This window comes from Sphingopyxis sp. MC1, from assembly GCF_000371385.1.
Classification (GTDB): domain Bacteria; phylum Pseudomonadota; class Alphaproteobacteria; order Sphingomonadales; family Sphingomonadaceae; genus Sphingopyxis; species Sphingopyxis terrae.
The window spans coordinates 411,247-437,646 of the sequence record NZ_AOUN01000002.1; the positions used below are offsets into that span (position 1 = coordinate 411,247).

27 protein-coding genes are annotated in these 26,400 nt (G+C 66.2%); 9 read left to right on the plus strand and 18 right to left on the minus strand.

Going from position 1 to position 26,400, the window contains the following annotated elements; genetic code table 11:
• The 12 genes from EBMC1_RS02500 to EBMC1_RS02555 all read right to left on the minus strand — a co-directional run bounded on the left by EBMC1_RS02500 (position 1) and on the right by EBMC1_RS02555 (position 12,989).
• Entirely contained in the window at positions 1 to 1,251 is a 1,251-nt protein-coding gene (locus EBMC1_RS02500; RefSeq protein ID WP_003040034.1) for an FtsW/RodA/SpoVE family cell cycle protein, read from the minus strand.
• Positions 1,244 to 2,551 (minus strand): UDP-N-acetylmuramoyl-L-alanine--D-glutamate ligase, encoded by a 1,308-nt coding sequence (gene murD, locus EBMC1_RS02505; RefSeq protein ID WP_003040037.1) that lies wholly within the window; start codon positions 2,549 to 2,551, stop codon positions 1,244 to 1,246. The genes EBMC1_RS02500 and murD overlap by 8 nt, the downstream gene beginning before the upstream one ends.
• Positions 2,548 to 3,618, minus strand: coding sequence for a phospho-N-acetylmuramoyl-pentapeptide-transferase (mraY, locus tag EBMC1_RS02510; protein ID WP_003040039.1), 1,071 nt, complete (start codon positions 3,616 to 3,618; stop codon positions 2,548 to 2,550). The genes murD and mraY overlap by 4 nt, the downstream gene beginning before the upstream one ends.
• A complete protein-coding gene (locus tag EBMC1_RS02515) occupies positions 3,618 to 4,994 on the minus strand; it encodes a UDP-N-acetylmuramoyl-tripeptide--D-alanyl-D-alanine ligase (RefSeq protein ID WP_003040042.1) in 1,377 nt (458 codons plus the stop codon). Before EBMC1_RS02515 ends, mraY begins: the two co-directional genes overlap by 1 nt.
• Positions 4,991 to 6,430 carry a UDP-N-acetylmuramoyl-L-alanyl-D-glutamate--2,6-diaminopimelate ligase gene (locus EBMC1_RS02520; RefSeq protein WP_003040045.1) on the minus strand — a complete coding sequence of 480 codons (1,440 nt, stop codon included), beginning with the start codon at positions 6,428 to 6,430 and terminating at the stop codon, positions 4,991 to 4,993. Before EBMC1_RS02520 ends, EBMC1_RS02515 begins: the two co-directional genes overlap by 4 nt.
• Positions 6,430 to 8,124, minus strand: coding sequence for a peptidoglycan D,D-transpeptidase FtsI family protein (locus tag EBMC1_RS02525; protein WP_003040048.1), 1,695 nt, complete (start codon positions 8,122 to 8,124; stop codon positions 6,430 to 6,432). The genes EBMC1_RS02520 and EBMC1_RS02525 overlap by 1 nt, the downstream gene beginning before the upstream one ends.
• A complete protein-coding gene (locus EBMC1_RS02530; protein WP_003040051.1) occupies positions 8,121 to 8,717 on the minus strand; it encodes a hypothetical protein in 597 nt (198 codons plus the stop codon). Before EBMC1_RS02530 ends, EBMC1_RS02525 begins: the two co-directional genes overlap by 4 nt.
• The gene (gene rsmH / locus EBMC1_RS02535; protein WP_003040053.1) at positions 8,711 to 9,703 is read right to left on the minus strand and encodes a 16S rRNA (cytosine(1402)-N(4))-methyltransferase RsmH; all 993 of its coding nucleotides are present in this window, start codon (positions 9,701 to 9,703) and stop codon (positions 8,711 to 8,713) included. The genes EBMC1_RS02530 and rsmH overlap by 7 nt, the downstream gene beginning before the upstream one ends.
• Positions 9,700 to 10,200, minus strand: coding sequence for a division/cell wall cluster transcriptional repressor MraZ (locus EBMC1_RS02540; protein ID WP_003040056.1), 501 nt, complete (start codon positions 10,198 to 10,200; stop codon positions 9,700 to 9,702). The genes rsmH and EBMC1_RS02540 overlap by 4 nt, the downstream gene beginning before the upstream one ends.
• A 274-nt stretch (positions 10,201 to 10,474) precedes the next feature.
• A complete protein-coding gene (locus tag EBMC1_RS02545) occupies positions 10,475 to 11,629 on the minus strand; it encodes a Gldg family protein (RefSeq protein WP_003040059.1) in 1,155 nt (384 codons plus the stop codon).
• Entirely contained in the window at positions 11,626 to 12,012 is a 387-nt protein-coding gene (locus EBMC1_RS02550) for a hypothetical protein (RefSeq protein ID WP_003040061.1), read from the minus strand. Before EBMC1_RS02550 ends, EBMC1_RS02545 begins: the two co-directional genes overlap by 4 nt.
• The gene (locus EBMC1_RS02555) at positions 12,009 to 12,989 is read right to left on the minus strand and encodes a cysteine synthase A (protein ID WP_003040065.1); all 981 of its coding nucleotides are present in this window, start codon (positions 12,987 to 12,989) and stop codon (positions 12,009 to 12,011) included. The genes EBMC1_RS02550 and EBMC1_RS02555 overlap by 4 nt, the downstream gene beginning before the upstream one ends.
• Before the next feature lie 195 nt (positions 12,990 to 13,184).
• Between EBMC1_RS02555 and EBMC1_RS02560 the strand changes: the two genes are divergently transcribed.
• Positions 13,185 to 15,257 carry a TonB-dependent receptor gene (locus EBMC1_RS02560; protein WP_003040068.1) on the plus strand — a complete coding sequence of 691 codons (2,073 nt, stop codon included), beginning with the start codon at positions 13,185 to 13,187 and terminating at the stop codon, positions 15,255 to 15,257.
• A gap of 66 nt (positions 15,258 to 15,323) precedes the next feature.
• Here the strand turns inward: EBMC1_RS02560 and EBMC1_RS02565 are convergent, their stop codons facing one another.
• From EBMC1_RS02565 to EBMC1_RS02580, 4 genes are all read right to left on the minus strand, one after another.
• Positions 15,324 to 15,863: a hypothetical protein gene (locus tag EBMC1_RS02565; protein ID WP_003040070.1), complete on the minus strand. Its 540-nt coding sequence runs from the start codon at positions 15,861 to 15,863 to the stop codon at positions 15,324 to 15,326.
• 29 nt (positions 15,864 to 15,892) lie between these two features.
• The gene (gene fabG / locus EBMC1_RS02570; protein WP_003040073.1) at positions 15,893 to 16,633 is read right to left on the minus strand and encodes a 3-oxoacyl-[acyl-carrier-protein] reductase; all 741 of its coding nucleotides are present in this window, start codon (positions 16,631 to 16,633) and stop codon (positions 15,893 to 15,895) included.
• Positions 16,634 to 16,655: 22 nt separating this feature from the next.
• Positions 16,656 to 17,594 carry an ACP S-malonyltransferase gene (fabD, locus tag EBMC1_RS02575; RefSeq protein ID WP_003040076.1) on the minus strand — a complete coding sequence of 313 codons (939 nt, stop codon included), beginning with the start codon at positions 17,592 to 17,594 and terminating at the stop codon, positions 16,656 to 16,658.
• A 126-nt stretch (positions 17,595 to 17,720) separates the two neighbouring features.
• A complete protein-coding gene (locus EBMC1_RS02580) occupies positions 17,721 to 18,548 on the minus strand; it encodes an LD-carboxypeptidase (protein WP_003040078.1) in 828 nt (275 codons plus the stop codon).
• Between the two features lie 102 nt (positions 18,549 to 18,650).
• Between EBMC1_RS02580 and EBMC1_RS02585 the strand changes: the two genes are divergently transcribed.
• From EBMC1_RS02585 to rplI, 4 genes are all read left to right on the plus strand, one after another.
• On the plus strand, positions 18,651 to 20,039 hold the full coding sequence (locus tag EBMC1_RS02585) for a Mur ligase family protein (protein ID WP_003040083.1): 1,389 nt from the start codon (positions 18,651 to 18,653) through the stop codon (positions 20,037 to 20,039).
• 158 nt (positions 20,040 to 20,197) lie between these two features.
• A complete protein-coding gene (gene rpsF, locus EBMC1_RS02590; RefSeq protein WP_003040085.1) occupies positions 20,198 to 20,563 on the plus strand; it encodes a 30S ribosomal protein S6 in 366 nt (121 codons plus the stop codon).
• Positions 20,564 to 20,574: 11 nt separating this feature from the next.
• Positions 20,575 to 20,799 (plus strand): 30S ribosomal protein S18, encoded by a 225-nt coding sequence (gene rpsR, locus EBMC1_RS02595; RefSeq protein ID WP_003040094.1) that lies wholly within the window; start codon positions 20,575 to 20,577, stop codon positions 20,797 to 20,799.
• 13 nt (positions 20,800 to 20,812) lie between these two features.
• Positions 20,813 to 21,442: a 50S ribosomal protein L9 gene (gene rplI / locus EBMC1_RS02600; protein ID WP_003040099.1), complete on the plus strand. Its 630-nt coding sequence runs from the start codon at positions 20,813 to 20,815 to the stop codon at positions 21,440 to 21,442.
• Positions 21,443 to 21,693: 251 nt separating this feature from the next.
• Here the strand turns inward: rplI and trxB are convergent, their stop codons facing one another.
• Positions 21,694 to 22,659 carry a thioredoxin-disulfide reductase gene (trxB, locus tag EBMC1_RS02605; protein ID WP_003040102.1) on the minus strand — a complete coding sequence of 322 codons (966 nt, stop codon included), beginning with the start codon at positions 22,657 to 22,659 and terminating at the stop codon, positions 21,694 to 21,696.
• 101 nt (positions 22,660 to 22,760) lie between these two features.
• Here trxB and EBMC1_RS02610 point away from each other — a divergent pair, with 101 nt between their 5' ends.
• The 4 genes from EBMC1_RS02610 to EBMC1_RS02625 all read left to right on the plus strand — a co-directional run bounded on the left by EBMC1_RS02610 (position 22,761) and on the right by EBMC1_RS02625 (position 25,175).
• The gene (locus tag EBMC1_RS02610; RefSeq protein WP_040589161.1) at positions 22,761 to 23,387 is read left to right on the plus strand and encodes a class I SAM-dependent methyltransferase; all 627 of its coding nucleotides are present in this window, start codon (positions 22,761 to 22,763) and stop codon (positions 23,385 to 23,387) included.
• 64 nt (positions 23,388 to 23,451) lie between these two features.
• Positions 23,452 to 23,925: a hypothetical protein gene (locus EBMC1_RS02615; protein WP_003040108.1), complete on the plus strand. Its 474-nt coding sequence runs from the start codon at positions 23,452 to 23,454 to the stop codon at positions 23,923 to 23,925.
• A gap of 184 nt (positions 23,926 to 24,109) precedes the next feature.
• Positions 24,110 to 24,355 (plus strand): hypothetical protein, encoded by a 246-nt coding sequence (locus EBMC1_RS02620; protein ID WP_040589328.1) that lies wholly within the window; start codon positions 24,110 to 24,112, stop codon positions 24,353 to 24,355.
• 58 nt (positions 24,356 to 24,413) lie between these two features.
• Positions 24,414 to 25,175 carry an alpha/beta fold hydrolase gene (locus EBMC1_RS02625; RefSeq protein ID WP_156000903.1) on the plus strand — a complete coding sequence of 254 codons (762 nt, stop codon included), beginning with the start codon at positions 24,414 to 24,416 and terminating at the stop codon, positions 25,173 to 25,175.
• Here the strand turns inward: EBMC1_RS02625 and EBMC1_RS02630 are convergent.
• On the minus strand, positions 25,120 to 26,163 hold the full coding sequence (locus EBMC1_RS02630) for an alpha/beta fold hydrolase (RefSeq protein WP_003040116.1): 1,044 nt from the start codon (positions 26,161 to 26,163) through the stop codon (positions 25,120 to 25,122). The two genes, EBMC1_RS02625 and EBMC1_RS02630, sit on opposite strands and share 56 nt — an antisense overlap.
• Between the last annotated feature and the right edge of the window lie 237 nt (positions 26,164 to 26,400).

A 26,400-nucleotide genomic window follows, 5' to 3' on the forward strand; every position in this document is an offset into this window, starting at 1 on the left:
TCATTTCCTGTTCCAGTTGCGGGTCATCGATACCCGCGCCGCATAGGGGTTTCGCCGGGTCAGCGACAAGAGCAAACCCATGCCGATCGACAAGGCGATGAACGACGAACCGCCATAGCTGATGAAAGGCAAGGTCATCCCCTTCGACGGAAAGAGCTGGGTATTCACCGCCATGTTGATCGTCGCCTGCCCGCCGAACTGCGCGATCAGACCCGCGACCGCGAGAATGAGGAAGCTGTCCTCTTCGTCGAGCAGCCGCACCAGAACGCGGACGATGATCGCCAGATAAAGGACGGCGATGGCGATGCAGGCGATGATCCCGAATTCTTCGCCGATGACCGAGAAGATATAGTCGGTGTGCGCCTCGGGAAGCTGGAACTTGGCAAGTCCCGCGCCCGGCCCGGTGCCGATCAGCCCGCCGGCGGTCAGCGTCGCATGGGCCTTGTCGACCTGAAAGCTGTCGCCCTCGGCGAACAGCCAGATGTTGATGCGCTGCTGCGCCACCGGGTAGAAGAAATAGGCAAGGACCAGCCCCGCGAGTCCCGTGCCCGCGAGCCCCGCCATGATCCGCATCGACAGGCCGGCGACCATGACGAGAACGAACCATGTCCCCGCGAAGATGATCGTTTGCCCCAGATCGGGCTGGCTCATCAGCAGGATCGCGATGATCCCGGTAAAGACGAAGGACAGCGGCACGACCGGCAGATTCTGATCGTGCAGCCGCAGCGACAATATCCACGCCAGCGACACCGCGAAGAAGGGCTTGAGAAATTCCGACGGCTGGAGGCGGAAGATGCCGCTGCCGATCCAGCGCTGTGCGCCGTTCACCGTCGTGCCGATCAGCGGCACCATGAACAACAGGAAGACGAAGGTAATCGTGCCATAGATGGCAAAGCGCCGCGCCTGCGGTTTGGGCAGCATCGATACCGCGAGCATGACCGGCACGCCGACCATGACCCACATGAGCTGGCGATAGAAATAATAGAGCGGGTCGAGGCTGGCGGTCGCGGTCGACAGCTTCTGCGCGGCGACCGGCGACGCCGCCGCCACGGCGACGAGGCCGATGGCGATCAGCATCGACACAAGCAACAGCAATACGCGGTCGATTTCCCAGAACCACAGGCCCAGCGGCGTGCGGTCGGCGCGGCTGAGGCGCGGGCCGCGGCGCTTCGTCGTCCGGGTCGTCGCGATGACGGGCCGTTCCGTGGTCGCATCCATATTGTCCGCCCCCCCGTTCATATCGTCATCCATCCCCCAACGCCTGCACCAGTTCGCGGAAGCGATCGCCGCGCCGTTCATAATCCGTGAACTGATCGAACGAAGCGCAGGCCGGCGACAGCAACACGATGTCGCCGGGCGCCGCAGCAGTAGCGGCGGCGGCGACCGCAGCGGCCAGATCACCCGATCTTTCGACGGGCAGCGCGTCGCCGATCTCGGCCGCGAAAGGCTCCATCGCCTCGCCGATCAGATAGGCGCGCTTGACGTGGCCGAACCAAGGGCGACAGGCGGTCAGCCCGTCGCCCTTGGCCTGCCCCCCGGCAATCCAGTGGACGCGCTGGTCCGGCGCCGGCGGGAAGGCCGCCAGCGCCGGTGCAGCGGAAGCCGCGTTGGTCGCCTTGCTGTCGTTGAACCAGCGGACGCCAGCGACTTCGCCGACCAATTCCATGCGGTGCGGCAGCGCGCGATAACTCGCGAGGCCGCGCTCGATCTGTTCGTCGTTCAGCCCCAGCACGCGGCATACCGCGATCGCACACACCGCATTCTGCGCATTGTGCGGTCCCTGCAGCGCGGGCCAGCGCGCCTGATCGGCGGGATCGATGTCCTTCGCCGAGACGCGGTGGAGCCGGTGGTTGATGCGCCCCGCGATCATCCGCGACGGATCGTCGTCGACGGCGACGATCGCGACCTGATCGCGCTGCTGGAGCGCGAACAGTCGCTCCTTCGACGCGGCATAGCCGGCGAAACCGTCATAACGGTCGAGGTGATCGGGGCTGATGTTGGTCAGCACGGCGACATCGCACGCCAGGCTGTGCGCCAGGTCGATCTGATAGCTCGACAGTTCGAGCACATAGACGCCGTTTTCGGGGAGCGGATCGCGCGCCAGGATCGGCAACCCGATGTTGCCGCCCATCAGCGCCGGAACGCCCGCGCTTTCCAGCATATGGGTGACAAGCGCGGTCACCGTCGATTTGCCGTTGGTGCCGGTGATGCCGACGATGCGGTGCGGCGGCAGATCGGCCGCGGCTTCGGCAAACAATTCGATATCGCCGAGGATCGGCACACCGGCCGCGCGGGCATGGTCGGCGATGGGATGGCGGTTGAGCGGCACGCCCGGCGACACGACGACCCCGGCAAAGCCGACAAGGTCGATCTCCAACGGATTGCCGATGTCGGCGCCGAGCGCCATCGCGGCATCGCGCGCTGCTTCGCGCTCGTCCCACGCGGTCACCCCCGCGCCGCTGGCGATCAGCGCCTCGCAGGTCGCCAGCCCCGAGCGCGCCAGTCCCAGCACCGCATAGCGGCGACCGGCAAAGGCGCGCGCGGTGATCACCGCAGCTTGAGCGTCGCGAGTCCCGCGAGCGCGAGGACGATCGAGACGATCCAGAAACGGACGACGACGGTGGATTCGGGCCAGCCCAATTGTTCGAAATGATGGTGGATCGGCGCCATGCGGAAGATGCGTTTGCCGGTCCGCTTGTACCAGAAGACCTGGATGATCACCGACAAAGCCTCGACGACGAACAGCCCGCCGACCAGTACCAGCACCAGTTCGTGCTGCGCCGTCACCGCAATCGTCGCTAGCGCGCCGCCGAGCGCGAGGCTGCCCGTATCGCCCATGAACACCGCTGCGGGCGGCGCATTGAACCACAGAAAGGCAAGGCAGGCCCCGATGATCGCGGCGGCGAAGATTGCAAGCTCACCTGCCCCCGGCACATGGGGAATGCCCAGATAGCCCGCGAATTTCACGTTACCCGACAGATAGACGATGACGAGGAAAGCAAGGCTGGCGATCATCACCGGAAAGGTCGCGAGCCCGTCGAGCCCGTCGGTGAGGTTCACCGCATTGCCGAAACCGACGATCAGCACCATCGCGAAGACATAATAGAGCGGCCCCAAGGGAATATAGACTTCGCTGAAAAAGGGCAGATAAAGGTCGGTGCCGGTCCGCGATACGATCAGCAGCACCGCGATGCCCGCGATCACGAATTCGACGAGCAGGCGCACGCGCCCCGGAATGCCGCGATGGCTCGACTTGGTCACCTTGTCGAGATCGTCGAGAAAGCCGACCAGCGCGAACCCGCCGGTGACGAAGATGCAGGCCCAGACGAAGCGGTTGGACAAATCCATCCACAGCAGCGCCGAAATCATCAAAGAGATCAGGATCATCAGCCCGCCCATCGTCGGCGTGCCCTTTTTCGCAAGGTGGCTCTGCGGTCCGTCCTCGCGGATCGGCTGCCCCTTCCCCTGCCGCATCCGCAGCATGAGGATGAAGCGCGGCCCGATCCACAGACCGATGATCAGCGCCGTCGCAACCGCGGCGCCCGAGCGGAAGCTCAGATAGCGGATGAGGTTCAGAACCCCCGGAAAGCCAAGCCATTCCGCCAGCCAATATAGCATCAATAATCCCCATTGGTCAGCGCGGTCACGACATGCGACAGTCCCACGCTGTTCGACCCCTTGACCAGCACCGTATCGCCGGGCCGGATCAAGGCCCCCAGCCGCCCTACCGCGGCCGAGTGGTCGGCCACATGCTCGAAATCGATCCGCCCCTCAAGCGCTTTGGCGAGCGGCGCCATCTCTTCGCCGACAAGCAGGGCGAACTGCACACCTGCTGCGACGAGCGGAGCGGCCAGACCGGCATGATAGGCCTCGCCGCCATCGCCAAGCTCCTTCATCGCGCCCAGAATCGCGACCCTGCGCGCACCGGATTCGCTGCCGAGCTGGCCGATGGTCGCGGCCATCGATGCGGGATTGGCGTTATAGCTTTCGTCGATGACGAGGATCGAACCGCCCGGCACCTCGACGCGGGTGCGCGCGCCGCGACCCGCAAGGCCGCCCATCTCGGCGAAGGCCAGGCCCGCGGCGGGCAGGTCACCGCCGACTGCCTTGACCGCCGCCAGCACTGCCATCGCATTGGCGACCCAATGCGCGCCGCCCTGCGCGATGGTAAAGCAGAGCAGCGCGTCCTGCACCTGCGCCGTCACAAGCGATCCGCCCTGCCCGTCGGGCAGCCAGTCGACCGCGCGCACGTCTGCGCCTTCGCCCAGCCCGAAGCTGACGACATGCGCCGCATGCTGTTCGGCCTTGGCGCGCAGCCGCGCGTAATGCGGGCTGTCGAAGGGGACGATTGCAGTGCCGCCGGGTTCCAGCCCTTCGAATATCTCGCCCTTCGCGTCGGCGATGGCTTCCTCGCTGCCGAAAAATTCCATGTGCGCGGGCGCGATGGTGGTCACGATGGCGACATGGGGGCGCACCATCCGTGTCAGCGCCGCCAGCTCGCCCGCATGGTTCATCCCCATTTCGAAGATGCCGAAATCGGCGGTCGAGGGCATGCGCGCCAGGCTCAAGGGGACGCCGACATGATTGTTGTAGCTTTTGACCGAACGGTGCGCCTTGCCGGGGCGAAAGCGGTCGAGCGCCGCGAACAGCGCCTCCTTGGTCCCCGTCTTGCCCGCCGAGCCGGTGACGCCGATGATCCGCCCGTGGCTGCGCGCGCGCGACGCGGTGCCGAGCGCGTTTAACGCGGCGGCGCTGTCGGCGACGCGGATGTGCGGAAAGTCGATATCGCTTTCGCAGATGATACCCGCCGCGCCGGCGGCGATCGCCTTGTCGATGAACTTATGGCCGTCGGTCGCCTCGCCCTTCATCGCGATGAACAGTTCGCCCTTCGTGACTTCGCGCGAATCAAAGGCAACGCCCTGCACCGTGAAATCGGTGCTGGCGGTGCCGCCGCACGCCGCCGCGATCGCGCGCGCGGTCCACAGCGGGGTCATGCCGCCACCTCGCGCGCGACGCTCACATCGTCGAAGGGGATGACGCGCAGCGCGTCACCGCGTCCGACAATCTGCCCTTGTTCGTGCCCCTTGCCTGCGACGCAGATAATGTCGTCGGCGCGCGCCATCTCGATCGCAGCAGCAATCGCGGCGCGGCGGTCGCCGATCACCTGGGCGCCCGGCGCGCCTTCGGCGATGGCGGCGCGGATCGACGCGGGATCTTCGCCGCGCGGATTGTCGTCGGTGATGATCGCAATATCGGCCTTGGCCGCGGCGATCCGGCCCATTTCCGGGCGCTTAGCCCGATCGCGGTCGCCGCCCGCACCGAACACCAGGATCAACCGCCCCGTGGCGTGTGGCCGCAGCGCATCGAGTGCCGCCTCCAGCCCGTCGGGGGTGTGGGCATAATCGACATAGACGGGGGCGCCTGCGCGCGTGATCGCCGCACGCTCGAGCCGTCCGCGCACCGGCTGAAGCCGCGCCAGATTGGCGAGCGTCTGCGCAACATCTCCGCCGGTCGCGATGACCAGCCCGGCCGCGACCAATGCGTTGGCGGCCTGATAGGCGCCGATCAGCGGCAGGTCGATTTTCTGCGTCAGGGCGCCCGCCGCAACGGTCAGCGTCTGCCCGAGCTGCGTCGGCGTCCGCCCGACAAGGCGCAGTTCCTCACCCTTCGTTCCCACGGTAAGCAGACGCAGTCCGCTCGCGCGCGCCGCCTCCACCACTTTGGGCGAATGGGCATCGTCGGCCCAGACCACCGCGGCTCCGCCGGGTTCGACAACCTCGGTGAACAGCCGCAACTTGGCGGCCAGATAGGCATCCATCGTGCCATGATAGTCGAGGTGATCGTGGCTGAGGTTGGTAAAGGCCGCTGCCTTCACGGGCAGGCCTTCGGTGCGATATTGGTCGAGCCCGTGGCTCGACGCCTCGAAGGCCGCATGGGTTACGCCTTCGGCCGCCAGTCCCGCCATGTTCGACAGAAAGGTCACGATGTCGGGCGTCGTCAGTCCGGTAACGACCCGGTCGGCGCCGGTGGTCACGCCGAGCGTTCCGATCGATGCTGCGTGAAAGCCCGCCATTCGCCAGAGCTGGCGCGTCATCTCGACCGTCGACGTCTTGCCATTGGTGCCAGTGACCGCGACGCAGGTCGCTGGAAAGCGGTGAAAGAAGCGCGCCGCAAGCCGCGCGAAGGCACGCCGCGGACTGGCATCGGCGATATGCACCGCGCCCTCGACCACGGCTTCGGGCCGCGCGACGATGGCGACGGCGCCCGCCGCCACCGCGGCGGCAATGAAGTCCTCGCCGTTGAATTTTTCGCCGACGAAGGCGCCGAAGACATTGCCCGGCGCGACCTTGCGATGATCGATGGCAAGCCCGGTCACTACCGGCCCCTCCCCATCGACATAGTCGCCGCCGGTCAGCGCCGCGAGCCGCATTATTCGCTTTCCCCGTTCTTCCACAGCAGCGGCGTCAGTTCCGACACGTCGACGTCCCGGCTTTCGTCGGGGAAGACGCCGAGCATCGGTCCCGCGCGCATCACCACCTTCTTGACCACCGGCGCGGCGGTGTAGCCCGCGGTGCGCTGCCCCGAGCTGAAGGCGTTGCCCTTGGGCTCGTCGATCATCACCAGCACCACGTAACGCGGATTGTCCATCGGGAAGACGGCGGAGAAGGTCGATACGAGCGAATGGCGACGATAGCCGCCGGCGCCCGGCTTTTCGGCGCTGCCGGTCTTGCCGCCGACGCGAAAGCCCGGAGCGTCGGCCTGGCGGCCCGTGCCGTCGGACACGATCAGGCGCAGGAGCTGGCGCATCCGCGCGCTCGTCGACGCCTTGAACACGCGGCGCCCCTGCGGCGGCGCCTTGTCACCCAGCTTCAGGATCGTCGCCGGACGCCAGATGCCGCCGTTGACCAGCGCGGCATAGGCGCTGGCAAGGTGCAGCGGGGTGACTGCAATGCCGTGGCCATAGCTGGTCGTCATCGTCGACAGCCGGCCCCATTCGCGAGGCCACAGCGGAAAGGCACGCTCCTTGAGTTCGATTTCGGGGCGCTTGTTGAATTCGAGGCTGCGGAACATCGCCTCCATCTTTTCCTTGCCGAGCTGGTCAGCAATCTGCGCGGTGACGATGTTCGAGCTGTGGATGAGCGTTTCGGGGACGTTGAGCCAGCGGTTCATCATGTGCGAATCGCGGATGCGGAAACCGGCGATCGCCAGCGGCTGCGTCGCATCGTAGCGCTTCGCCATGCTCGTCACGACGCCATTGTCGATCGCGGCGCCGATCGAGAGCGGTTTGACGACCGATCCAAGCTCGTAGAGATTATAGGTCACGGCGTTGCGCCGCGTCGTCGGATCGCTGCCCGCCAGCTTGTTGGGATTATAGGTGGGCAGCGACGTCATCGCCATCACTTCGCCCGTGTGGACGTCCAGGATGATGCCCGCGCCGCCAATCGCCTCCAGATTGGTGACTGCGTTCGACAATTCGCTTTCGAGCACGCCCTGCACCCGCGCGTCGATCGACAGCGTCAGCGGGTCGCCGCGCGTCGCCTTGTCGATCAGCCGCTGGTCGAACGCGCCCTCGACGCCAGTGACGCCATGGCCTTCGGCGTTGGTAAAGCCCAGCACATGCGCCGCGAGCGACATCTGCGGATAGAGGCGCTCCTTTTCGCGCGGATAGTCGAACCCGACATCGCCGATCGCATTCACCGCCGCCACCTGATCGGGCAGCGCGCGGCGCCGGATGTAGGTCGGGCGCGGCCCCGTCAGCTTGGCGAGCAGTTCCTCGCGCGTCATGTCGGGAAATATCTTGTGCAGCTCGTCGGCAAGATACTGGCGGTCGTTGAGCAGTTTCGACGGCATTACCCGGATCGAATAGCCGTCGATCGTCCGAGCGAGCGGCACGCCATTGCGATCGACGATATCGGCGCGCGCGGGCACGAAGGCCGTGCTGCTGCTGCCGCGGCCGGCATCGCTGTCGAACAGCGCAAAATAGAGCAGCCGCACCGAAACGAGGAAAAATGCCGCCATGAACAGCAGCATGAGCATCATCAGCCGCTGTTGCGCGGTCAGCAATATCTGCTGCCGCACCCCTGCGGTTCGAACCCGGGTCGGACGGACGACCAGCGTGTTCATTGGCCCGATTTGCCCTCCTTCGCTTCACGCGCCGCGGCACGCTTGAGGTCGGCGAGCGTCGATTCGGCGAGGAGCTGATCCTCGATCATCTTGAGCTGTTCGCGGCGACGCGTCGGCGCCAGGCGCGGCGCGCTGTCGCTGCGCACCGGCGTTTCCGCCTGCGCCAGCACGACGGGCTTTTCGACCGCGGGCTTCGCCTCGGCCTTGACCGGCGTCGCGGCGGGTTCGGGCGTTCCGACGGGGCTGACCATCGCCATCAGCACCGGCGCGACTTCATTGGCGCCGCGAGCGCGCGGCAGACCATCGAGCGAGGCAAGCTGGCGCTCGCTCGACAGATATTGCGAGGCGTCGGGCGCCGAATATCCGAAGCTGTCGGCGTTCCACTGCTCGAGCTGGCGCATCGAGGCGCGCACCGCGAGTTCGGATTCGAGGTAGCGGACATTGTCGCGCGTGCGCTCGATCTGATGATTGATGCGCGCGAGTTCGCTGCGCGTCGCGGCGACCTTCAACGAGACCGGATAAAGCATCATCGCGAAGATGAGCACGAGCAGCACCAGGCCGATCCCCTGAAGCTTGCGGGCCGCCATCAGCATGAGATTGCCTCCTTCGTCGTCAATTGGGTCGGCCAGGCCGGGGCTGCGGAGCGCACCGCGCTGCGCAGCGTCGCGGAGCGCGCGCGCGGGTTGCGCGCCTCTTCGGCCTTGCCGGGGCGCACCTTGCGCGCCGGCGGCTGAAAGGTGGCGGCCCGCGCCGCTCCGATCGGCGCGGGCCGGTGGCGCGAGCCGGCGGCGTCACCGCCGCTACGCTCGCGCAGAAAGTTCTTCACGATCCGGTCTTCGGTGCTGTGGAAGCTGACCACCGCAAGCCGGCCGCCGGGGCGCAGGATGCGCTCTGCCGCGGCGAGCCCCTGCATCAGTTCGTCGAGTTCGCCGTTGATGTGGATGCGGATCGCCTGAAAGCTCTTCGTCGCCGGATCCTTGGGCGCGCCCGGCGGATGGCGCAGCGCCTTGCGGATCACCGTCGCCAGTTCGCCGGTGCGCGACAGCGGGCGCGCAGCGACGATTGCCCGCGCGACGCGGCGCGACTGACGTTCGTCGCCATAATGGTACAGCACGTCGGCGATCTCGGCCTCGTCGGCGCGATTGAGCCATTCGGCGGCAGTCTCGCCCTCCTGCGCCATGCGCATGTCGAGCGGGCCGTCCTTCTGGAACGAGAAGCCGCGCGCATCGCGGTCGAGCTGCATCGACGAAACGCCGATGTCGAAGGTGATGCCGTCAACCGCGTCGATGCCCCGTTCGGCGAGCAGGCGGTCGATTTCGCCGAAGCGGCCGTGGATCAGCATCAGCTTGCCGTCGGCTTCGGCGACGAGCGCCTGCCCCTCGGCAATCGCGTCGGGGTCGCGGTCGCACGCGATCACCTCGGCCCCCGCGGCGAGCATTGCGCGCGTGTAGCCGCCGGCCCCGAAGGTCGCGTCGACATGCCGCTCGCCCGGAGCGATGGCGAGGGCGGCGATGACTTCTTCGCGGAGGACCGGATCGTGGCGGGGATCCCGAGGCAGGTCGGGGGAAAGATCGGTCACTTGCGCCCCTTCCCCTTCGTCTCTTCCCAGGCCTTGGCCAATCGCTGGAGCACCGGATCGGCATCGACGCAGTCGGCGAGCGTCGGCAGCCACCAGACTTCGAACCGGCGGCCCGACCCGACAAAGGCGGTCGCGCCGGCATCGCCGACGCGGTCCCGCGCGGTAAAATTGGGAAGGAAGCGCCCGCTGTCGTCGAGCGTATAGGCCTCGGTATAGCTGAACCGCTTCTTGAACGCCTCGTCCTCGTCGAAATCGAGGTTACGGGCGAGCGCGGTGTCGCGGTCGCGCTCGATTTCGTCGGTCAGGCGATCATATTGATCCTGGCCATAGGCGACCAGGCAAGGCAGCTTTTCATGGAAACCAACCCAAAGCACGCGCTGGCCGTCCGCATTGAGGGGCACATTGTTACGGAACTGCGAGGGGACGGCGATGCGTCCCTTGCCATCGATCGCGGCGAAGTTGGTACCCGAATACCGGCCGGGCGTCACAACTGCCATCGCTGAAGCCCCCCGTTTCGCGCCTCCGGGCAAAACTTCCCCGTCCGCGAGAATCGCAGGATTTCGCGCCAAAAGACTCGGGTGGAGATTGCCCCTCTCCGATTCCTGAGTATCAAGAGTCGATTAGGGTGAAAAGGGGTATTTTAGGGTGAAACAGGGTAATTACGCCCCAAATGGGCAAAAATGCGTTCAATCGATCAAGCAAAGCGGGGTCCGGCGCCGAAACGCCAGCCGCGGGAAGCAGAAATTCGGGGTGTAATGGGCTCGCGACCCCTCAGTCGGCGGCGGCGCCTATCCAGAGCGGGCGCAACCAGCCGCGCGCGGCGCCTCCGCGCAAGCGCGCGTCCAGCCACTCCATCGTGTCGGCCCTGCGCAGATGCGCCGCCCAGCGGGGTTGCGGCTGCCACAGCGGGGCGAACAGCATATCGGCGTCGCCGACCAGCCACGCTTCGCCCTGCTCGATCCGGCAATGGAGCAGATGACCGCCCGCGACCCGCATGCAGGCAGGCGGCGCCTGCGTGAAGCGGCCGGCGCTGAACAGCCGCAGGTGCGCGCCGCCGACGTCGACGGCGATCGGCCTTGTCTCGGCATCGGACGCCGCGGCAAGCGTGATGCCCCAATGGTCGAGCAGCGGGGTGAGCAGACTCGTCACCGGCGGATTGCGCGGGTCGCCGAGCGGGTGGCGCGGCGGCCAGCCCGAAAGCGCATCGGCCAGGATAACCGCGCGCCCGCCGCCGCGCACAAAGGCATCGATCGCGACAAGATCGCGCGGCGCAAGCGCGGGGGGATGCGCGAGCAACACCGTGTCGCCGCGCGCGGGCGGGTGATCGGCAAGGCTGTCGACGAGCCGCAGCGGCCCGCCGCGTGCAATCCGTTCGAGCGCAGGGTCGTCGCGGGCGCCATCAGCAAGCATCGCGGCCAGATCGCCGCCCGACCAGCGCAATGGCAGGCTTGTCATCATCGTCACCGGCACGTCGCGCGGCGCCGGAGCGCGATAGGCAAGCGCCAGCAGGCCGTGTGCGGCGGCAAACCAGCCAAGGATCGCGGCGGCAATCAGCGGCGCGCGAAAAAGCCCGCGCGGCCGCGCAGCCTGGACCATGCGGTCCGCACCGACTGCCACCACGCTCCCACAACCCGCGCTCAGCACGAGTTGCAGCCAGGGGAATGCGCCCGCAAGCCACACCGCAAGCAGCGCCTGCCCGATTAGCGTCAACGCAATCGCGACGATGAAGATGGCGCGGCGCTCAGTCCCGGAGGCGCGCCGCGCCGTCCACGCCAATCCGGCCAGCGGCAGCGGCCATAGGGGCAGCAGCAGCGCGGGATCGATCCGGCCGAGCGCCGCCTGTCCGCCGACGAACCAGCAGAGCACCAGCACCGCGGCCGCGGCAAGCGCGCCGCGCAGCAGAGCGCCGGGAGGCGGCCACGTCACTGTTTCGACTGGCGAACGCGCTCGAGTTCGGGATCGGGTTCGAGGTCGGGGACCGCGGGCGCGGTCGGAACCTTCGCCGCGGGGTCGTCATTCTGCTCCTTCGACACCGGCTGCACGCCCAGTTCCTCGAGCGGCGCGCTCGCGGGCTTCTGGTCGGCGCCCGGCACCTTGACCTCTGCCGCCGTATCGGGGTCGGCGGCGGCGCGTTCGCGCGCCCGGTCGCCGATCAGTCCCGCCATCCCGACGAGCAGCAGGACGGTCAACACCCCGGCAATGCCGATCTGGAGCCGCCGCATCGCATCATGTGGCGGCGGCGGCGGCGCATCGGCGGGTGCCGCGGGGTTCGGCGCGATCGCCGGCTTGATGTCGGGCTTGCTGCTCATGCCGCCGCCTCGGCGAGGCCTTTGCTCGCCAGCCATTCGGGATTGTAGAGCGTCGACAGATAGCGAAAGCCGCTGTCGCACAGGATCGTCACGATGCGCTTGCCGGGACCAAGTTCGCGCGCGAGCGCCATCGCGCCCGCGACATTGATCCCCGACGACAGGCCGACGCACAACCCCTCGTCGTCGAGCAGGCTGCGACAGACCGCGAAGCCTTCGGCATCCGAAATGCGGAATTGCGTGTCGATCGGCGCGCCGTCCAGATTGCCGGTGATGCGGTTCTGCCCGATGCCTTCGGCGACGCTCGACCCTTCGGGTTTCAGCTCGCCGCACTTGTAGTAATTATAGAGGCCGGCGCCGTGCGGATCGGTCAGCGCAATGGTGATCCGCTCGTCCTTGGCCTTGAGGCCCAGGCCGGTTCCCGCGATCGTGCCGCCGGTCCCCGCCGCGCAGGTGAAGCCGTCGACGCGCCCCTCCATCTGCTGCCAGATCTCCTCGGCGGTGCCGCAGATATGCGCCTTGCGGTTTGCGATATTGTCGAACTGGTTGGCCCAGATCGCATTGTCGGTTTCTTCGGCGATGCGGCGCGAGGTGTGGACGAAATGGCCGGGGTTGGCAAAGGGCGCCGGCGGCACCAGCACCAGCTCGGCACCAAGCGCGCGGATCGTCGCCATCTTCTCGGCACTCTGATTGTCGGGCATGACAATGATCGTCCGGTAGCCGAGCGCGTTGCCGACGAGCGCCAGCCCGATACCGGTGTTGCCCGCCGTACCCTCCACGATCGTCCCGCCCGGCCGCAGCAGGCCGTTCGCTTCGGCATCGCGGACGATGTAGAGCGCGGCGCGATCCTTCACCGATCCGCCGGGGTTGGCATATTCGCACTTGGCCCAGATTTCGCAGCCCGTGGCTTCGCTGGCGCCCCGCAGCAACACGATAGGCGTGTTGCCGATCAGGTCGAGGCTGTTGTTCGCATTGATCATGCCCTTGATCTAGGCCCGCGCCCCTGCGCCTGCAAGACAGCTTCGCTTGCGGCGCGCATGGCCGCGCTTTGTCGACGAACGGCGCATCGGCGCCGACCAACGACGGGGTCCGGTCCCAGCGCGGGGTTGCATCTGTAACAGTATATCATTACTGCGCCCGTCGAACTCGTCACGATATAACAGGAAATTGTCGCCATGCGCTTGCTCCCCGCCACCAGCCTGACCCTCGCCCTGCTCCTCACTACCCCCGCTTTCGCGCAGCAGGGCGCCGCCCAGTCGGGCAGCGACGATGATTTTCACACCGACCAGGGCATCGTCGTCACCGCGCCCTATGTCCGTAGCCTCGACATCCTGGGCAATGTGTCGGTGATGCAGGGCGAAAAGCTGGCGCAGGATATTCGAGGCCAGATCGGCGACACGCTGGCGTCGCAGCCCGGCGTATCGTCGAGCAGCTTCTCACCCGGCGCGTCGCGCCCCATCCTGCGCGGCTTCTCCGGCGAACGCGCCGCGGTCCTTGTCGATGGCCTCGGCGCGATCGATGCGTCTTCGACGTCGGCCGATCATGCCGTGTCGATCGATCCGCTGACCGCCGATCGTATCGAAATTCTGCGCGGCCCGTCGGTGCTGCTCTTTTCGAGCCAGGCCGTCGGCGGGGCGGTGAACGTCTTCGACCGCCGCATCCCGCGCGCCATCCCCGAAAGCCCCGCCCACATCGATGCGCTCGCCAGCTATGGCACCGCGGCGCAGGACAAGAGCATCGGCGCCTCGATCGACGTGCCGCTCGGCCAGCGCTTCGTCGTCCATGCTGACGGCAATTATCGCGATTCGAACGACGTGCGCGTCGGCGGGCTGATCTATGCGCCTGCACTGCGCGCGCATCTACTCGACCTCGCCGCCGATGCGAGCGCCGGCGGCGACGCCGAGGAAGCGGCGCGGCTGACTGACGCCGCGAACAGCCGCGGCCGCGTGCCGAACAGCCAGAGCACGAGCAAGAGCGCTGGCGTCGGTGCGGCCTTCGTCGACGATGGCGGGTCGCTCGGCATCAGCTTCGGCTATCTCGCGGACGAATATGGCATCCCGCCGCGCGCCGACATCAACGAACTGCCGACGATCAAGGCGCGCCAGTATCGCGTTGATGTGCGCGGCGAGGTCAATCTGGGCGACGGCCTGTTCGATAAATTGCGTATCCGCGGCGCCTATGCCGACTATGCCCACACCGAATTCGACGATGGTCAGCCCGGCACGCGCTTCACCAATCGCGGCATCGAGGCGCGCGCCGAACTCGCCCAGAATGATCGTGGCGGCTGGCGCGGTGCGAGCGGGGTCCAGTACAGCTTCCGCGATTTCGCGGCGATCGGCGACGAAGCCTTTCTTCCCGCCAACGAAACGACGCGCCTCGCCGCCTTCACGCTGCAGGAGCTCGAACGCGGCCCGGTGACGCTCGAAGGCGCGCTGCGTTTCGAAAATTCCAAAGTAGCGGCGAACAGCATCGGCTTCGACCGCTCGTTCGACAGCCTGTCGGGCGCGGCCGGCCTGTCGTATCAGCTCGCCGACGGCCTCAAGGCCAGCGTGTCGGTTTCGCGTAGCGAACGCGCGCCCTCGGCCGAAGAGCTGCTCTCGGACGGGCCGCATGCCGCAACGCTGACTTATGAACGCGGCAACCCCGATTTCGCCAAGGAAACGAGCTGGGGCGGCGAGGCATCGCTCAAGTTCGCCCGCGACGGCTGGTCCATGGGGCTGACCGGCTATGCAAGCTGGTTCGACAATTTCATCTATGAAACCGACACCGGCCTGATCGCCGACGACCTGCCGCTGTTCGAATTCCGCCAGAACAAGGCGCGTGTGTGGGGCTTCGAATTTCAGGGCACCGCCCCGCTGGCGCAGGCGGGGGGCTTCAACTTCGTTGCCGACGCGACCGCCGACATGACGCGCGCCAAGATCGTCGACGGTCCCTATGTCCCGCGCATCCCGCCGCTGCGCATCCGGGGCGGGCTCGAAGCGCAGAGCGACCGCGTCGATGTACGCGCCGAGGTCGAATGGACCGACGACCAGACCCGCATCGCGCCGTTCGAGACTGCGACCAAGGGCTTTACGCTGGTCAACGCCTCGCTGACCTGGCGCCCGCTTCCCGACACGAAGAATCTGTCGCTGACGCTGGCAGCCGACAATATCTTCGACGTCGATGCCCGCCGCCATGCGAGCTTCACCAAGGATTATGTGCCGCTTGCCGGCCGCGACATCCGCATTACCGCGCGCGCCAGCTTCTGACCGCGCGCCGAAAAAGAGGGCCGGGTCTCCGTGCGAAACCCGGCCCTCTTTTTTGCCCCTTGGCTTCTAGTGGCTCAGAAACTGCTGGCGACGGTTCCAGTAAATTGAACTGGCCGCGGCATAGGCGCCGACTTTTTCCCATACCGATTGATCGACGCTTTCGACATCGACGCCAGCGGCGGTATAGGCATTAATGATCGTGTTGATCTGATCCTCGGTCATCTCGCTGCTGAGATCGGGGTTGGCCCCCTTCGGCCCGAAGTCGAGTGAGCGATCGACCGGGTCGACCGACAAGCCGGCCTTCCTGATCTGACCTGCGAACCATTCGCGCGACACGCGGGCAAGATTATAGTCGAAATAGACATCCTTGCGATCGGCCGCGATCCCGTTCTTCGTCATACAGTCGGTCGAGAGCGCACCGAACTGTTCGAACAGCGGCCGCGCGGCGTCGCTGTCATTACCCGCCATCGCCGTTCCGATCTGCCCACGCAGGTCGGGCGAAATCGTCTTGGCGACGCAATCGAGCGCGGCGCCGTCCTGCGCCAGCGCGGCCCCGGGCACGCCCGCGAACCCGAGTGCAACCGCCGCTATCCAAATCCTTGTCATTTCTGCTTTCACCCCCTGAAACGCGCCCCTCAGGACAGCATGGCCATGCCGCCGTTCACGTGCAAGGTCTGTCCGGTGACATAGCCCGCTTCTCTCGACGCGAGATAGACAACGGCGGCGGCGATATCGCTCCCCTCGCCCATGCGGCCCGCGGGGATGCGCTGGTTGAGCGCTTCCTTCTGCGCATCGGGCAAATCGTCGGTCATCGCAGTGGCGATGAAACCGGGAGCGACGCAATTGGCAGTGACGCCCCGGCTCGCCAGTTCCTGCGCCAAGGCCTTGGTCATGCCGGTCACGCCCGCCTTCGACGCGGCATAGTTCGCCTGCCCCGGATTGCCGGTGGCTCCGACGACGCTGGTGATCGAGATGATGCGGCCGAAGCGCGCCTTCATCATCGGCTTGGCGGCAGCGCGCGCGAGGCGGAAATTGGCCTCGAGATTGATGCGGATGACGTCCATCCACTCTTCGTCCTTCATCCGCATGATCAGATTGTCGCGCGTCACGCCCGCGTTATTGACGAGGATATCGAGCTGACCAAGCGCCTCGACCGCGGAGGGCACGAGTGCGTCAACCGCCGCGGCATCGCCCAGGTTGCACGGGAGCGCGACATGATCGCCGCCCAAGCTATCGCGAAAGGCGTTCAGCTTATCGGCATTGGAACCCGACACCGCAAGCCGCGCGCCCTGCGCCGCAAGCGCCTGCGCGATTGCGGACCCGATGCCGCCACTGGCGCCGGTAACAAGCGCGGTCATACCGGTGAGATCGAACATATTTTTCTCCTGGAATCCGTTTTCAGAGCGTCTTGAGCAATGCCTCGATGTCGTCCATCGATATCACGCTCACCGTCTCCACATCACCCGATGCGCTGCGCTTGACCATCGGGCCGAGCACCTTGCCGCCGAATTCGACGAACTGTGTCACGCCGATTGCTTCCATGGCGCCGACGCTTTCGCGCCAGCGGACACGGCCCGTCACCTGTTCGACGAGCAGGTTGCTGATGGTATCGGCATCACTCACCGGACTGGCGGTGACGTTCGCGATCACCGGCAACAGCGGCGCCGTCGGCGGGTTGGCTCCTAGCGCCTCGGCCATCGCATCGGCGGCGGGCTGCATCAACGGGCAGTGGAAGGGTGCGGACACCGGCAGCAATACGCCGCGCTTGATGCCATAATCCTTTACCATCGCCACGGCGCGCTCGACTGCGCCCTTGTGGCCCGAGATGACGACCTGCGACGGATCATTGTCGTTGGCGACGGTGCAGACCTCGCCCTCGGCCGCGGCGTCGGCGAGCTTCTGAGCAGTGTCGATGTCGGCGCCGAGCAGCGCCGCCATTGCGCCGACCCCGACGGGGACCGCCGCCTGCATCGCCTGCCCGCGCGTTTTCAGAAGCCGCGCAGTCGTCGCCAGGTCAAAGGCACCGGCAGCGCACAGCGCGCTATATTCGCCGAGGCTGTGGCCCGCGACATAAGCGGCCTTGCCCGACAGCGTCACGCCGCCGTCCCGTTCGAGCACGCGCAGCGTGGCGATCGCGTTCGCCATGATCGCGGGCTGGGCGTTTTCGGTCAGCGTAAGCTGATCTTCCGGCCCTTCGCTCATCAGCTTGAAAAGATGCTGGCCGAGCGCCTCGTCGACCTCCTGAAACACCTCGCGCGCATGCGCCGACGCCTCGGCGAGCGTCTTGCCCATGCCCACGGCCTGGCTGCCCTGACCCGGAAAGATGAATGCGCGCATGGCCTAGCCCCTTATCGTCGCCCCCACGAAGGCAGGGGCCGCTGTTGTTTTACACCTTGCCGCCGGCACAGGCCGACGGCGACCCCCATGTTGGCGGAGGCGACGGAAAGTGCCGCGCCTATTCGCTCACCCCGCGCGATGCAAGCCGAAGGGCACGACCTTGTTGGCCGCGTCATGCCCGATGTCGGCGCGGCCAAGCCAGGAAATGCCGGTGCGCGCGCACCAGTCCTGCGCGATTTCCTCGGCCTCCATTCCGAACGGCCGGTCGTTTTCGGGAATGTCACTGACCCGCCCCAGCCGCACCCCCGCCAGCCCGCGCGGCGCCAGACAGGTCGCGACATGAAAAAAGGCGCGGTCTAAGGCGTAGAGATATTCGCTCACTTCTTCGACGATCAGCACATGCCCCGAAAGATCGGGCTCGAGCGGGGTGCCGAGCAGCATTGACAACGTCATCAGGTTGAACGCGGCATGGCGCGCGCCGTGCCGTAGGCCGGGCTCGCAGGCCGCCGGGTCGCGCGCAACGAGCCAGTCGAGCGCCCGCGTCACCGCCGCTTCACCGCCTTCGCGCCGGATGTCGGCGACCATCGGGCCGTGCGCGACATGATCGAAGCCCTCGCGGTACAGGCAGCCGAGCAGATTGCCCTGATCCGAATAGCCGAGATAGGCCTTGTGGCGCGCAGCCTCGCCCATGGCGGCGACGGCATCCTCGGCGATGCGGCAGGCACCATAGCCGCCGCGCGCGAACCAGATCGCGTCGATGTCGGGGCGGTTGGCCATCGCCACCAGCGCTTCGCGCCGCACCGCATCGGCGCCCGCAAAATGCCCGTGAACGACAAAGCATTGCGGATCGAACACCAGTTCGACCTCGGGATAGCCCAGCGCTGCAATGGCCCGCACCGCTTCCGCATCGTCGGGAAGAATGGGGGTGGAGGGGGCAATGATGCCTATGCGCATGACTTGAAATAACCCAACGATCCGTTCGCATCGAGCGAAGTCGAGATGCCCCTCGGCCTTGCGCCAGTTGCAAACCCTTCGCCAACGCCATATCGCGCCGGCATGGCCGAAAACAAATCCTATTTCTTCTGCGGCATCGGCGGATCGGGGATGCTGCCGCTCGCGATGATTGTCGCGACGCGCGGCGCGGCGGTCGCAGGGTCCGATCGCAGCCGCGATCAGGGCCGCAGCGCCGACAAGTTTCACTGGATCGAAAGCCGCGGCATTGCGCTGTTCCCGCAGGACGGCAGCGGCGTTGCCGCCGGGCAGACGCTCGTCGCTTCGGCGGCGGTCGAGGACAGCGTGCCCGACGTCGCAGCGGCAAACCGGCTCGGCCTGCCGCGCCTGACGCGCGCCGAACTCAACGCGGCCATGTTCAACGAAGCGGGCCGCGCGGTCGGCGTCGGCGGGACGAGCGGCAAGTCGACCGTCACCGGCATGATCGGCTGGATCCTCGATGGCGCGGGCGCCAATCCCACCGTGATGAACGGCGCGGTGATGCGCAATTTCGCGGACGATCAAACCCCCTTCGCCAGCGCACTCGTCGGCGATCCGGCAACTTATGTCAGCGAAGTCGACGAAAGCGACGGGTCGATCGCCCTCTACCAGCCCGACGTCGCGGTCGTCACCAACATCAGTCTCGACCACAAGAGCCTTGCCGAACTGCACAGCCTGTTCGGCGATTTCGCGGCCAAGGCGCGCGTTGCCGTGGTCAATGCCGACGATCCCGAATCGGCGCCGCTGCTGGCGGGAGGAAACGTCCTGCGCTTTGGATTTTCGGAGAGCGCCGCGATGCGCGGCAGCGACTTCGAGGCGCTTCCCGACGGGTGCCGCTTCAAGGTCCATTTCGCCGGCGACACCCACGCGGCGGTGCTGCGGATGCCCGGCCGACACAATGCCGCCAATGCGCTCGCCGCAATCGCCGCCGCGCGCGCGCTCAACATTCCGGTCGCCCACTCGGTCGAGGCGCTCGCCGACTTCGCCGGGCTCGCGCGCCGGTACGAGGTGCTCGGCCAGGCGAACGGCGTCACCGTGATCGACGATTTCGCGCATAATCCCGACAAGGTCGCAGCGACGCTCGCCGCGGTTGCCGAGCTTCCCGGCCGCGCCTTGCTCTTCTTCCAGCCGCACGGCTATGGCCCGCTCCGCCAGATGGGGCGCGAGCTTGCCGCCAGCTTTGCGCGCGGCATGCGTCCCGGCGACCGGCTCTTCGTCTGCGATCCCGTCTATTTCGGCGGCACCGTCGATCGCAGCATGGGGAGCGAAACGCTCGTCGCCGACATCGTCGCGGGCGGCGGCGACGCTGTCCATGTGCCGGTCCGCGCCGATTGCGGCGCTGCGATGGTGCAGGAGGCGGCGCCCAGCGACCGTATCCTGATCCTCGGCGCGCGCGACGACACACTCACCGATTTCGGGCGGGAATTGCTGGAAAAGCTTGCATCGCGCGCTTGATTAATCCCCGCGAATCTGTATAGGCGCGCTCATTCGGGGCGAGGCCACGTTGCCATCGCCCCGTTTGCTTTGCACCAATACGCAAAGCCGGACGACAGCCGGAGGGGTTTCGCGATTGGCGCGAAATCAGCGATCGGCCAAATCGAAGGACGCAAACCATGCCGTTTTACGAGCATGTTTTTATCGCGCGTCAGGATCTGAGCCAGGCTCAGGTCGATGCGCTCGCCGAAGGCATCACGAACATCGTGACCGAATTTAAGGGTCAGGTCCACAAGACCGAAACCTGGGGCCTGAAGCAGCTCGCCTACAAGATCGCGAAGAACCGCAAGGGTCATTACGCGATGCTGTCGGTCGAAGCGCCGGGCGAAGCCGTCGCCGAAATCGAACGCCAGGCGGCAATCAACGAAGACATCATTCGCTGGATGACGATCAAGGTCGACGAACTCGAAAAGGGTCCGTCGGTCATGATGCGCAAGCAGGAACGTCGGGGCGGCCGTGGCCGTGACCGCGACGGCGAAGAATAAGGATAACGACCATGGCACGACCCTTTTTCCGTCGCCGCAAGACCTGCCCCTTCAGCGCGAAGGACGCACCGGTCATCGATTACAAGGACGTCCGCCTGCTCCAGGGTTACCTGTCGGAGCGCGGCAAGATCGTCCCGTCGCGGATCACCGCGGTGTCCACCAAGAAGCAGCGCGAGCTGGCGAAGGCGATCAAGCGCGCCCGTCACATCGGCCTGCTCCCCTACATTGTGAAGTAAGGAGCGCGGACCGATGGAAATCATCCTGCTCGAACGCATCGAGAAACTGGGCGGTATCGGCGACGTCGTCACCGTCAAGAACGGCTTTGCCCGCAACTATCTGCTGCCCAACAACAAGGCCCTGCGCGCGAACGAAGCCAACAAGAAGCTCTTCGAAGCCAACCGCGCGAAGATCGAATCGGACAACGCCGACCGCCGCGCCGCGGCAGAAGGCCGCGCGAAGGACATCGACGGCAAGCAGGTCGTACTGATCCGTCAGGCGTCGAACACTGGCCAGCTTTACGGTTCGGTTTCGGTGCGAGACATCCTCGACGCGCTGATCGAAGACGGTGCGGCGAACCTGACCAAGGCGATGTTCGAACTCGAACGTCCGATCAAGTCGCTCGGCCTGTTCGACGTCAAGGTGAAGCTGCATCCCGAAGTCGCGGTCACCGTGGGCGTCAACGTCGCCCGCTCGCCGGACGAAGCCGAAATGCAGAAGCAGGGCATCGACGTCATCGCCGCCATGTTCGAAGAAGAACAGGCTGCGGCGGCTGCGGTCGCTCTCGAACCCGACAGCGAAGATGAATTCGACGACGCCACCCCGCCGTCGGACGCTCCGGCCGCAGAAGCGCCGGCCGCTGACGAGGACGAAGACGCTTAACGCATCTTCGGCTCGCACGAGACAAAAGGCCTCGGAACCACGGCGGTTCCGGGGCCTTTTTCGTGCGCGGGCTATTTCGGGAGACCGGCTTTGGGGTGGGAAGCTGCCGCCCTCCATTCTCGTCATCCCGGCGAAGGCCGGGATCTCTCCGGTGCGCTATTCCGTTAGGTAGAGATCCCGGCCTGCGCCGGGATGACGATGGAAGAAAAGTCGGCCAACCTCCACAATCGGTCGCTGTCCGCCCTCAGCGTTCAAGCATCAACCATCGCATGATACTCCGCTTCCGCAAGGAAGCGTTCGGCGTCGAGTGCGGCCATGCAGCCCATACCCGCCGCGGTGATCGCCTGGCGATACACCTTGTCGGTCACGTCACCCGCCGCGAACACGCCCGGCACCGCGGTCAGCGACGTGCCCGGCGTCACCGCAAGATAGCCGTCGGCGTCGAGCGGCAGCTTGCCTTTGAACAATTCGGTCGAGGGGCTGTGGCCGATGGCGACGAAGCCACCGTCGGTGCGCTCGTGGCTCGCTTTGCCCGTCACCGTGTCGATCAGGTCGACTCCAACCAGCCCCGCCGTCCCTTCGCCCGCGACGAAGCGATCGACCTTCTTGTTCCAGAGCACCTTGATCTTCGGATTGGCGTGCAACCGGTCCTGCAGGATCTTTTCGGCGCGCAGGCTGTCGCGGCGGTGGATCAGCGTCACGTCGTCGCTATGATTGGTCAGGTAGAGCGCTTCTTCGACCGCGGTGTTGCCGCCGCCGATCACCACCACCTTTTTGCCGCGATAGAAAAATCCGTCGCAGGTCGCGCAGGCCGAAACGCCCTTGCCGCCCAGTTCCTGTTCGCCGGGAACCCCCAGCCATTTTGCTTGCGCGCCGGTTGCGATCACCAGCGTTTCGGCGACATAGACATCGCCGCCGTCGCCGGTCAGGCGGAACGGCCGCTGGGACAGGTCGACGTCGACGATCGTGTCCCAGATCATGCTGGCGCCGACATGCGTCGCCTGCGCCGTCATCTGCTCCATCAGCCACGGACCCTGGATGACTTCGGCAAAGCCGGGATAGTTTTCGACGTCGGTGGTGATCGTCAACTGCCCGCCCGGCTGCAACCCCTGCACCACGATCGGCTGCATCCCGGCGCGCGCCGCATAGATGGCGGCCGAAAGCCCCGCGGGGCCGGAACCGAGGATCAGCATCTTGGTGTGGTGCGTGGTGGGCATGACGGTCTTTCGTGGCTGGCGACTATAAAGGAGCACGCTCAGATGGGTGTTGCCAATCGCGCTAGCAAGGGACAGGCTGCACGCCAAGGGGAGAGACGGGAATGGCGAGTTGGTGGGAACGTCACGGAGTGCCGCGGCTGATCAAATGCGCCTGCTCGCAGGGGCAGATCATGAAGGCGCGCAGCAAGGTGGTGCCGGCGGCGGCGGGCGACGTGCTGGAGCTTGGTTGCGGCGGCGGCATCAATATGGAATTTTACGATTGGAACCGGGTGACGCGCTTCACCGGGCTCGATCCGTCGCCCGAACTGCTCGCGATGAGCCGCGCGGCGGCGCAGGCGCGCGGCATCGCGGCGACGATCGAAGGCGGCGTCGGTGAAGCGATGCCCTTCGAGAGCGGCCGATTCGACACCGTCGTCACCACCTTCACCCTCTGTTCGGTGCACGATCAGGCGGCGGTGCTGGCCGAAATCCGCCGCGTGCTCAAACCGGGCGGAACCGCCTTGTTTCTGGAACATGGCCGCGCCCCCGACGCCGGGGTCGCGCGCTGGCAACGGCGGATCGAGCCCGTCTGGAAACGCATCGGCGGCAATTGCCATCTGACGCGGCCGATCGCCGACGCCTATGCGGGTGCGGGCTTTGCGGTGGAACGGCAGGCGGCGCAGTATATGCCCAAAACCCCTCGCCCTTTCGGCTGGGTCGAATATGGAACCGCGCGCGCTCCCGCCTGATGACCGGACGCAGCAATTCCTTAATATGGGCCGCCTAGACTTGGGGGCGAAGGATCGGATTCGCGTGCGTCATCAATACCCTCTTCCGCTGCATCACAGCTGGCCGCTTTTCGAGCGGGGACATCATTTCGATCTGGGCTGGGTCGACCGGCGATCGATCCGTCCGCCGGGCCGCACGCCAGCGACGGACGACGACGACGCTGCTGCGGTCATGGAGCGCCACGGCGTCGGCAGTTGGACCTGCGACCTTGCCGACGATCATCTTGTCTGGTCCGACACAGTCTATGACATCTTCGGCCTGCCGCGCGGCGTCGAAGTTGCGCGCAGTGATGCCGTCGCGCTCTATCGCGAGGAATCGCGCGCCGCGATGGAAAGACTGCGCGCGTACGCGATTACCCATCGTCGCGGCTTCACCCTTGATGTCGCAATCGAAGCGTCGCGGCGCAAACCACGCTGGGTCCGTCTGATCGCCGCACCGGTTTGTGAGGACGACCGCGTGGTTGCGCTGAACGGCTTCAAATATCTGATCGGCGCGTAGGCCAAGCCGGATTCCCGTTCCGGCATGGCCACGCCCGGTGCCTACCCCCGAAACCCGCTTCATAGACGGGCAATTACCGCCGTCCTTCCCTAACATGTCGGATTAACTTACAGTTTACCATAAGCTGGTGGCGGCGAATCCCCGATTTGCGCCACTGGCACATCCCTTGCTTCGGATGGTGGCGATGCTGAAGAAAATCGGACGGCTGTTTATCATCAAGACCAGGTTCGAGGCCTGCCTGATCATCTATGCGTTGGCGGCGGGTGCCATGGCGCGCGGAACAGCCTATCTCCATGAATTTCCGGGGTACGGCGGCCAGTTGCTGCTCGTCGCGTGCAGCGGCTCGGTATTTCTTGCTGGCGCCAAAATCTTCGACTGCCTGCGCTACGAACAGGCCGAAAGGCGGGCCACCGAGCCACCCGCCGGCTAGGGTCAGGAAACTGGCGAGGCGCTTCCGTCCACGTCCGAAACATGCCAAAGCCATGGGCATGAGCAGGATCAGCGGCCGCCCGGTCATCGGCACCGAACATCTTTATGGCCTCGCACTTCGCACGGCGCGCTGGCGTAAAGGCAGCGCCGGGGTGCCGTTGCTGTTCCTCAACGGGATTGGCGCCGACATCGCCGCCGCGGCACCGCTGCTTGCGCAGATACATGGGCGCGAGGTGTGGACGCTCGACATGCCCGGCGTCGGCGGGTCGCCCGACGCAATCCTTCCCTACGCCGCCCCGACAATGGCCGCGATCGTGATGGAAATCGCCGAACGCTTCGGTCACCCGCAGCTCGACCTTGCCGGCTTCAGCTGGGGCGGTGCGTTGGCGCAGCAGATCGCGGTGCAATTTCCGGCGCGCATCCGGCGCATGATCCTGATGGCAACGACGCCGAGCGTGGGGGCGCCGGGAATCGGCTGGGCCGCACTGCTCGACGACGACATGCTGGCGAGCGGGCTGAAGCTTCCCACCGCAACGCCGCTCGGCCTGGCCTATCAGGCGATGGCGATGGCCGGCTGGACCAGTGCGCCTATGCTGCCGCAGCTCAAGAACATGCCGACGCTGATCCTGATGGGGCGGCGCGACGGCGTCGTGCCGGCGGCGCACGGCCAGGCGATCGCCGACCTGATCGACGGCGCGATACTGGAAGTCGTGCCGGGGTCGCACCTTTTCCCCTTCACCCACGCCGCGAACACGGCGGCGCGGATCAGCGCTTTTCTGGAGCAGCCGACAGAGGCGAAGGCGGAGCAAGCCGCCGCGTAAGGAAATCCGCGATCGTCATCGCGGTGGCGTCGGGCGCTTCCTCCATCGGCAGATGGCCGACGCCGTCGAGCAGAACGACCTCCGATCCCGCAATCCGGTCGTGAAAGGTTAGCGCGGCGCTCGGGTTGATCAGCCGGTCCTGCTTGCCGAAAAGGATGAGCACCGGCACCTTTATCTCGCCGATCCGGTCGGCCATCGCGGGCTCGCGGTCGAGCGTGGCGCGCAGCGCCGTCGCCTCGCGATTGCCCGGAAAGCGGAGCAACTCCCAATAGCGGTCAACCATCGCATCATCGACGATGCTGGTTTTCGCGACCGATTGACGGAGCGACTTTTCGACCAGCGAGCGCGGCGTGATCTGTCCGGCGAGCCAGCGTCCGACCGGATTTTTGAGAAGCCGGAAGCCGAGATTTGATTCGGGCGCCTTTTCGCCTTTTCGCAGCGGCATGCCCGCCGCATCGAGCAACAGGAGCGCATCGACGCGCCCCGGCTCGGCGAGCGCATAGCGCCACGCCACCGAGCCGCCCATCGAATTGCCGCCCAGGATGAAATGATCGAGGCCGAGCTTGGCCGCCACCACATCTACCGCGGCAATCATCCCCGCAGCGCTGTAATCCTTGTCGGGCGTGCCGCCGGTCAGGCCATGCCCCGGCAGATCGAGCGTCACGATCCGGTAATCGCCGCCGAGCCTTTTGACGAGCGGTTCCCACGTCTGGAGGCTGCTGTTCGACCCGTGGAGCAGCACGATGGTGCGGCCGTCGCGCCTGCCCTGATCGCGATAATGGATTCGCTGCCCTGCCGGCCCCGCCGCGAAGCTCGCGTCGGGGCCGCCATATTTGGCGATCATGGCATCGCGGTCGGTGTCGGGCGTGCGCAGCGCAAGGAAGATCGCGGCGATGACGAGCAACACCGCCAGCGGGATGAGCACCCGCGTGCGGCGGAAGAGCGGCCGCCGCGGCGGCAGCGGTTCATATTCGTCGTCGTCGATCATCGTCCGTCCCCTCGACCCGCGCGCGAACCTAGGGTCAGAACCCATTCATTCCACGTTCGAGGCGTCGAAATGGCGAAGATATCGGGGCTGGGCGGGTGCAGCGGGTAGCATCGCTACCCGCAAGGCCGCGCGGGCCGGAGATCGAAGCCATTTCGACGTCCCTGCGGGATTTGACCGATTTTGCCCATGGCTTCGTTGGCAAGTCTTGAAATATCGACATATTCCTGCGCCTTGCCT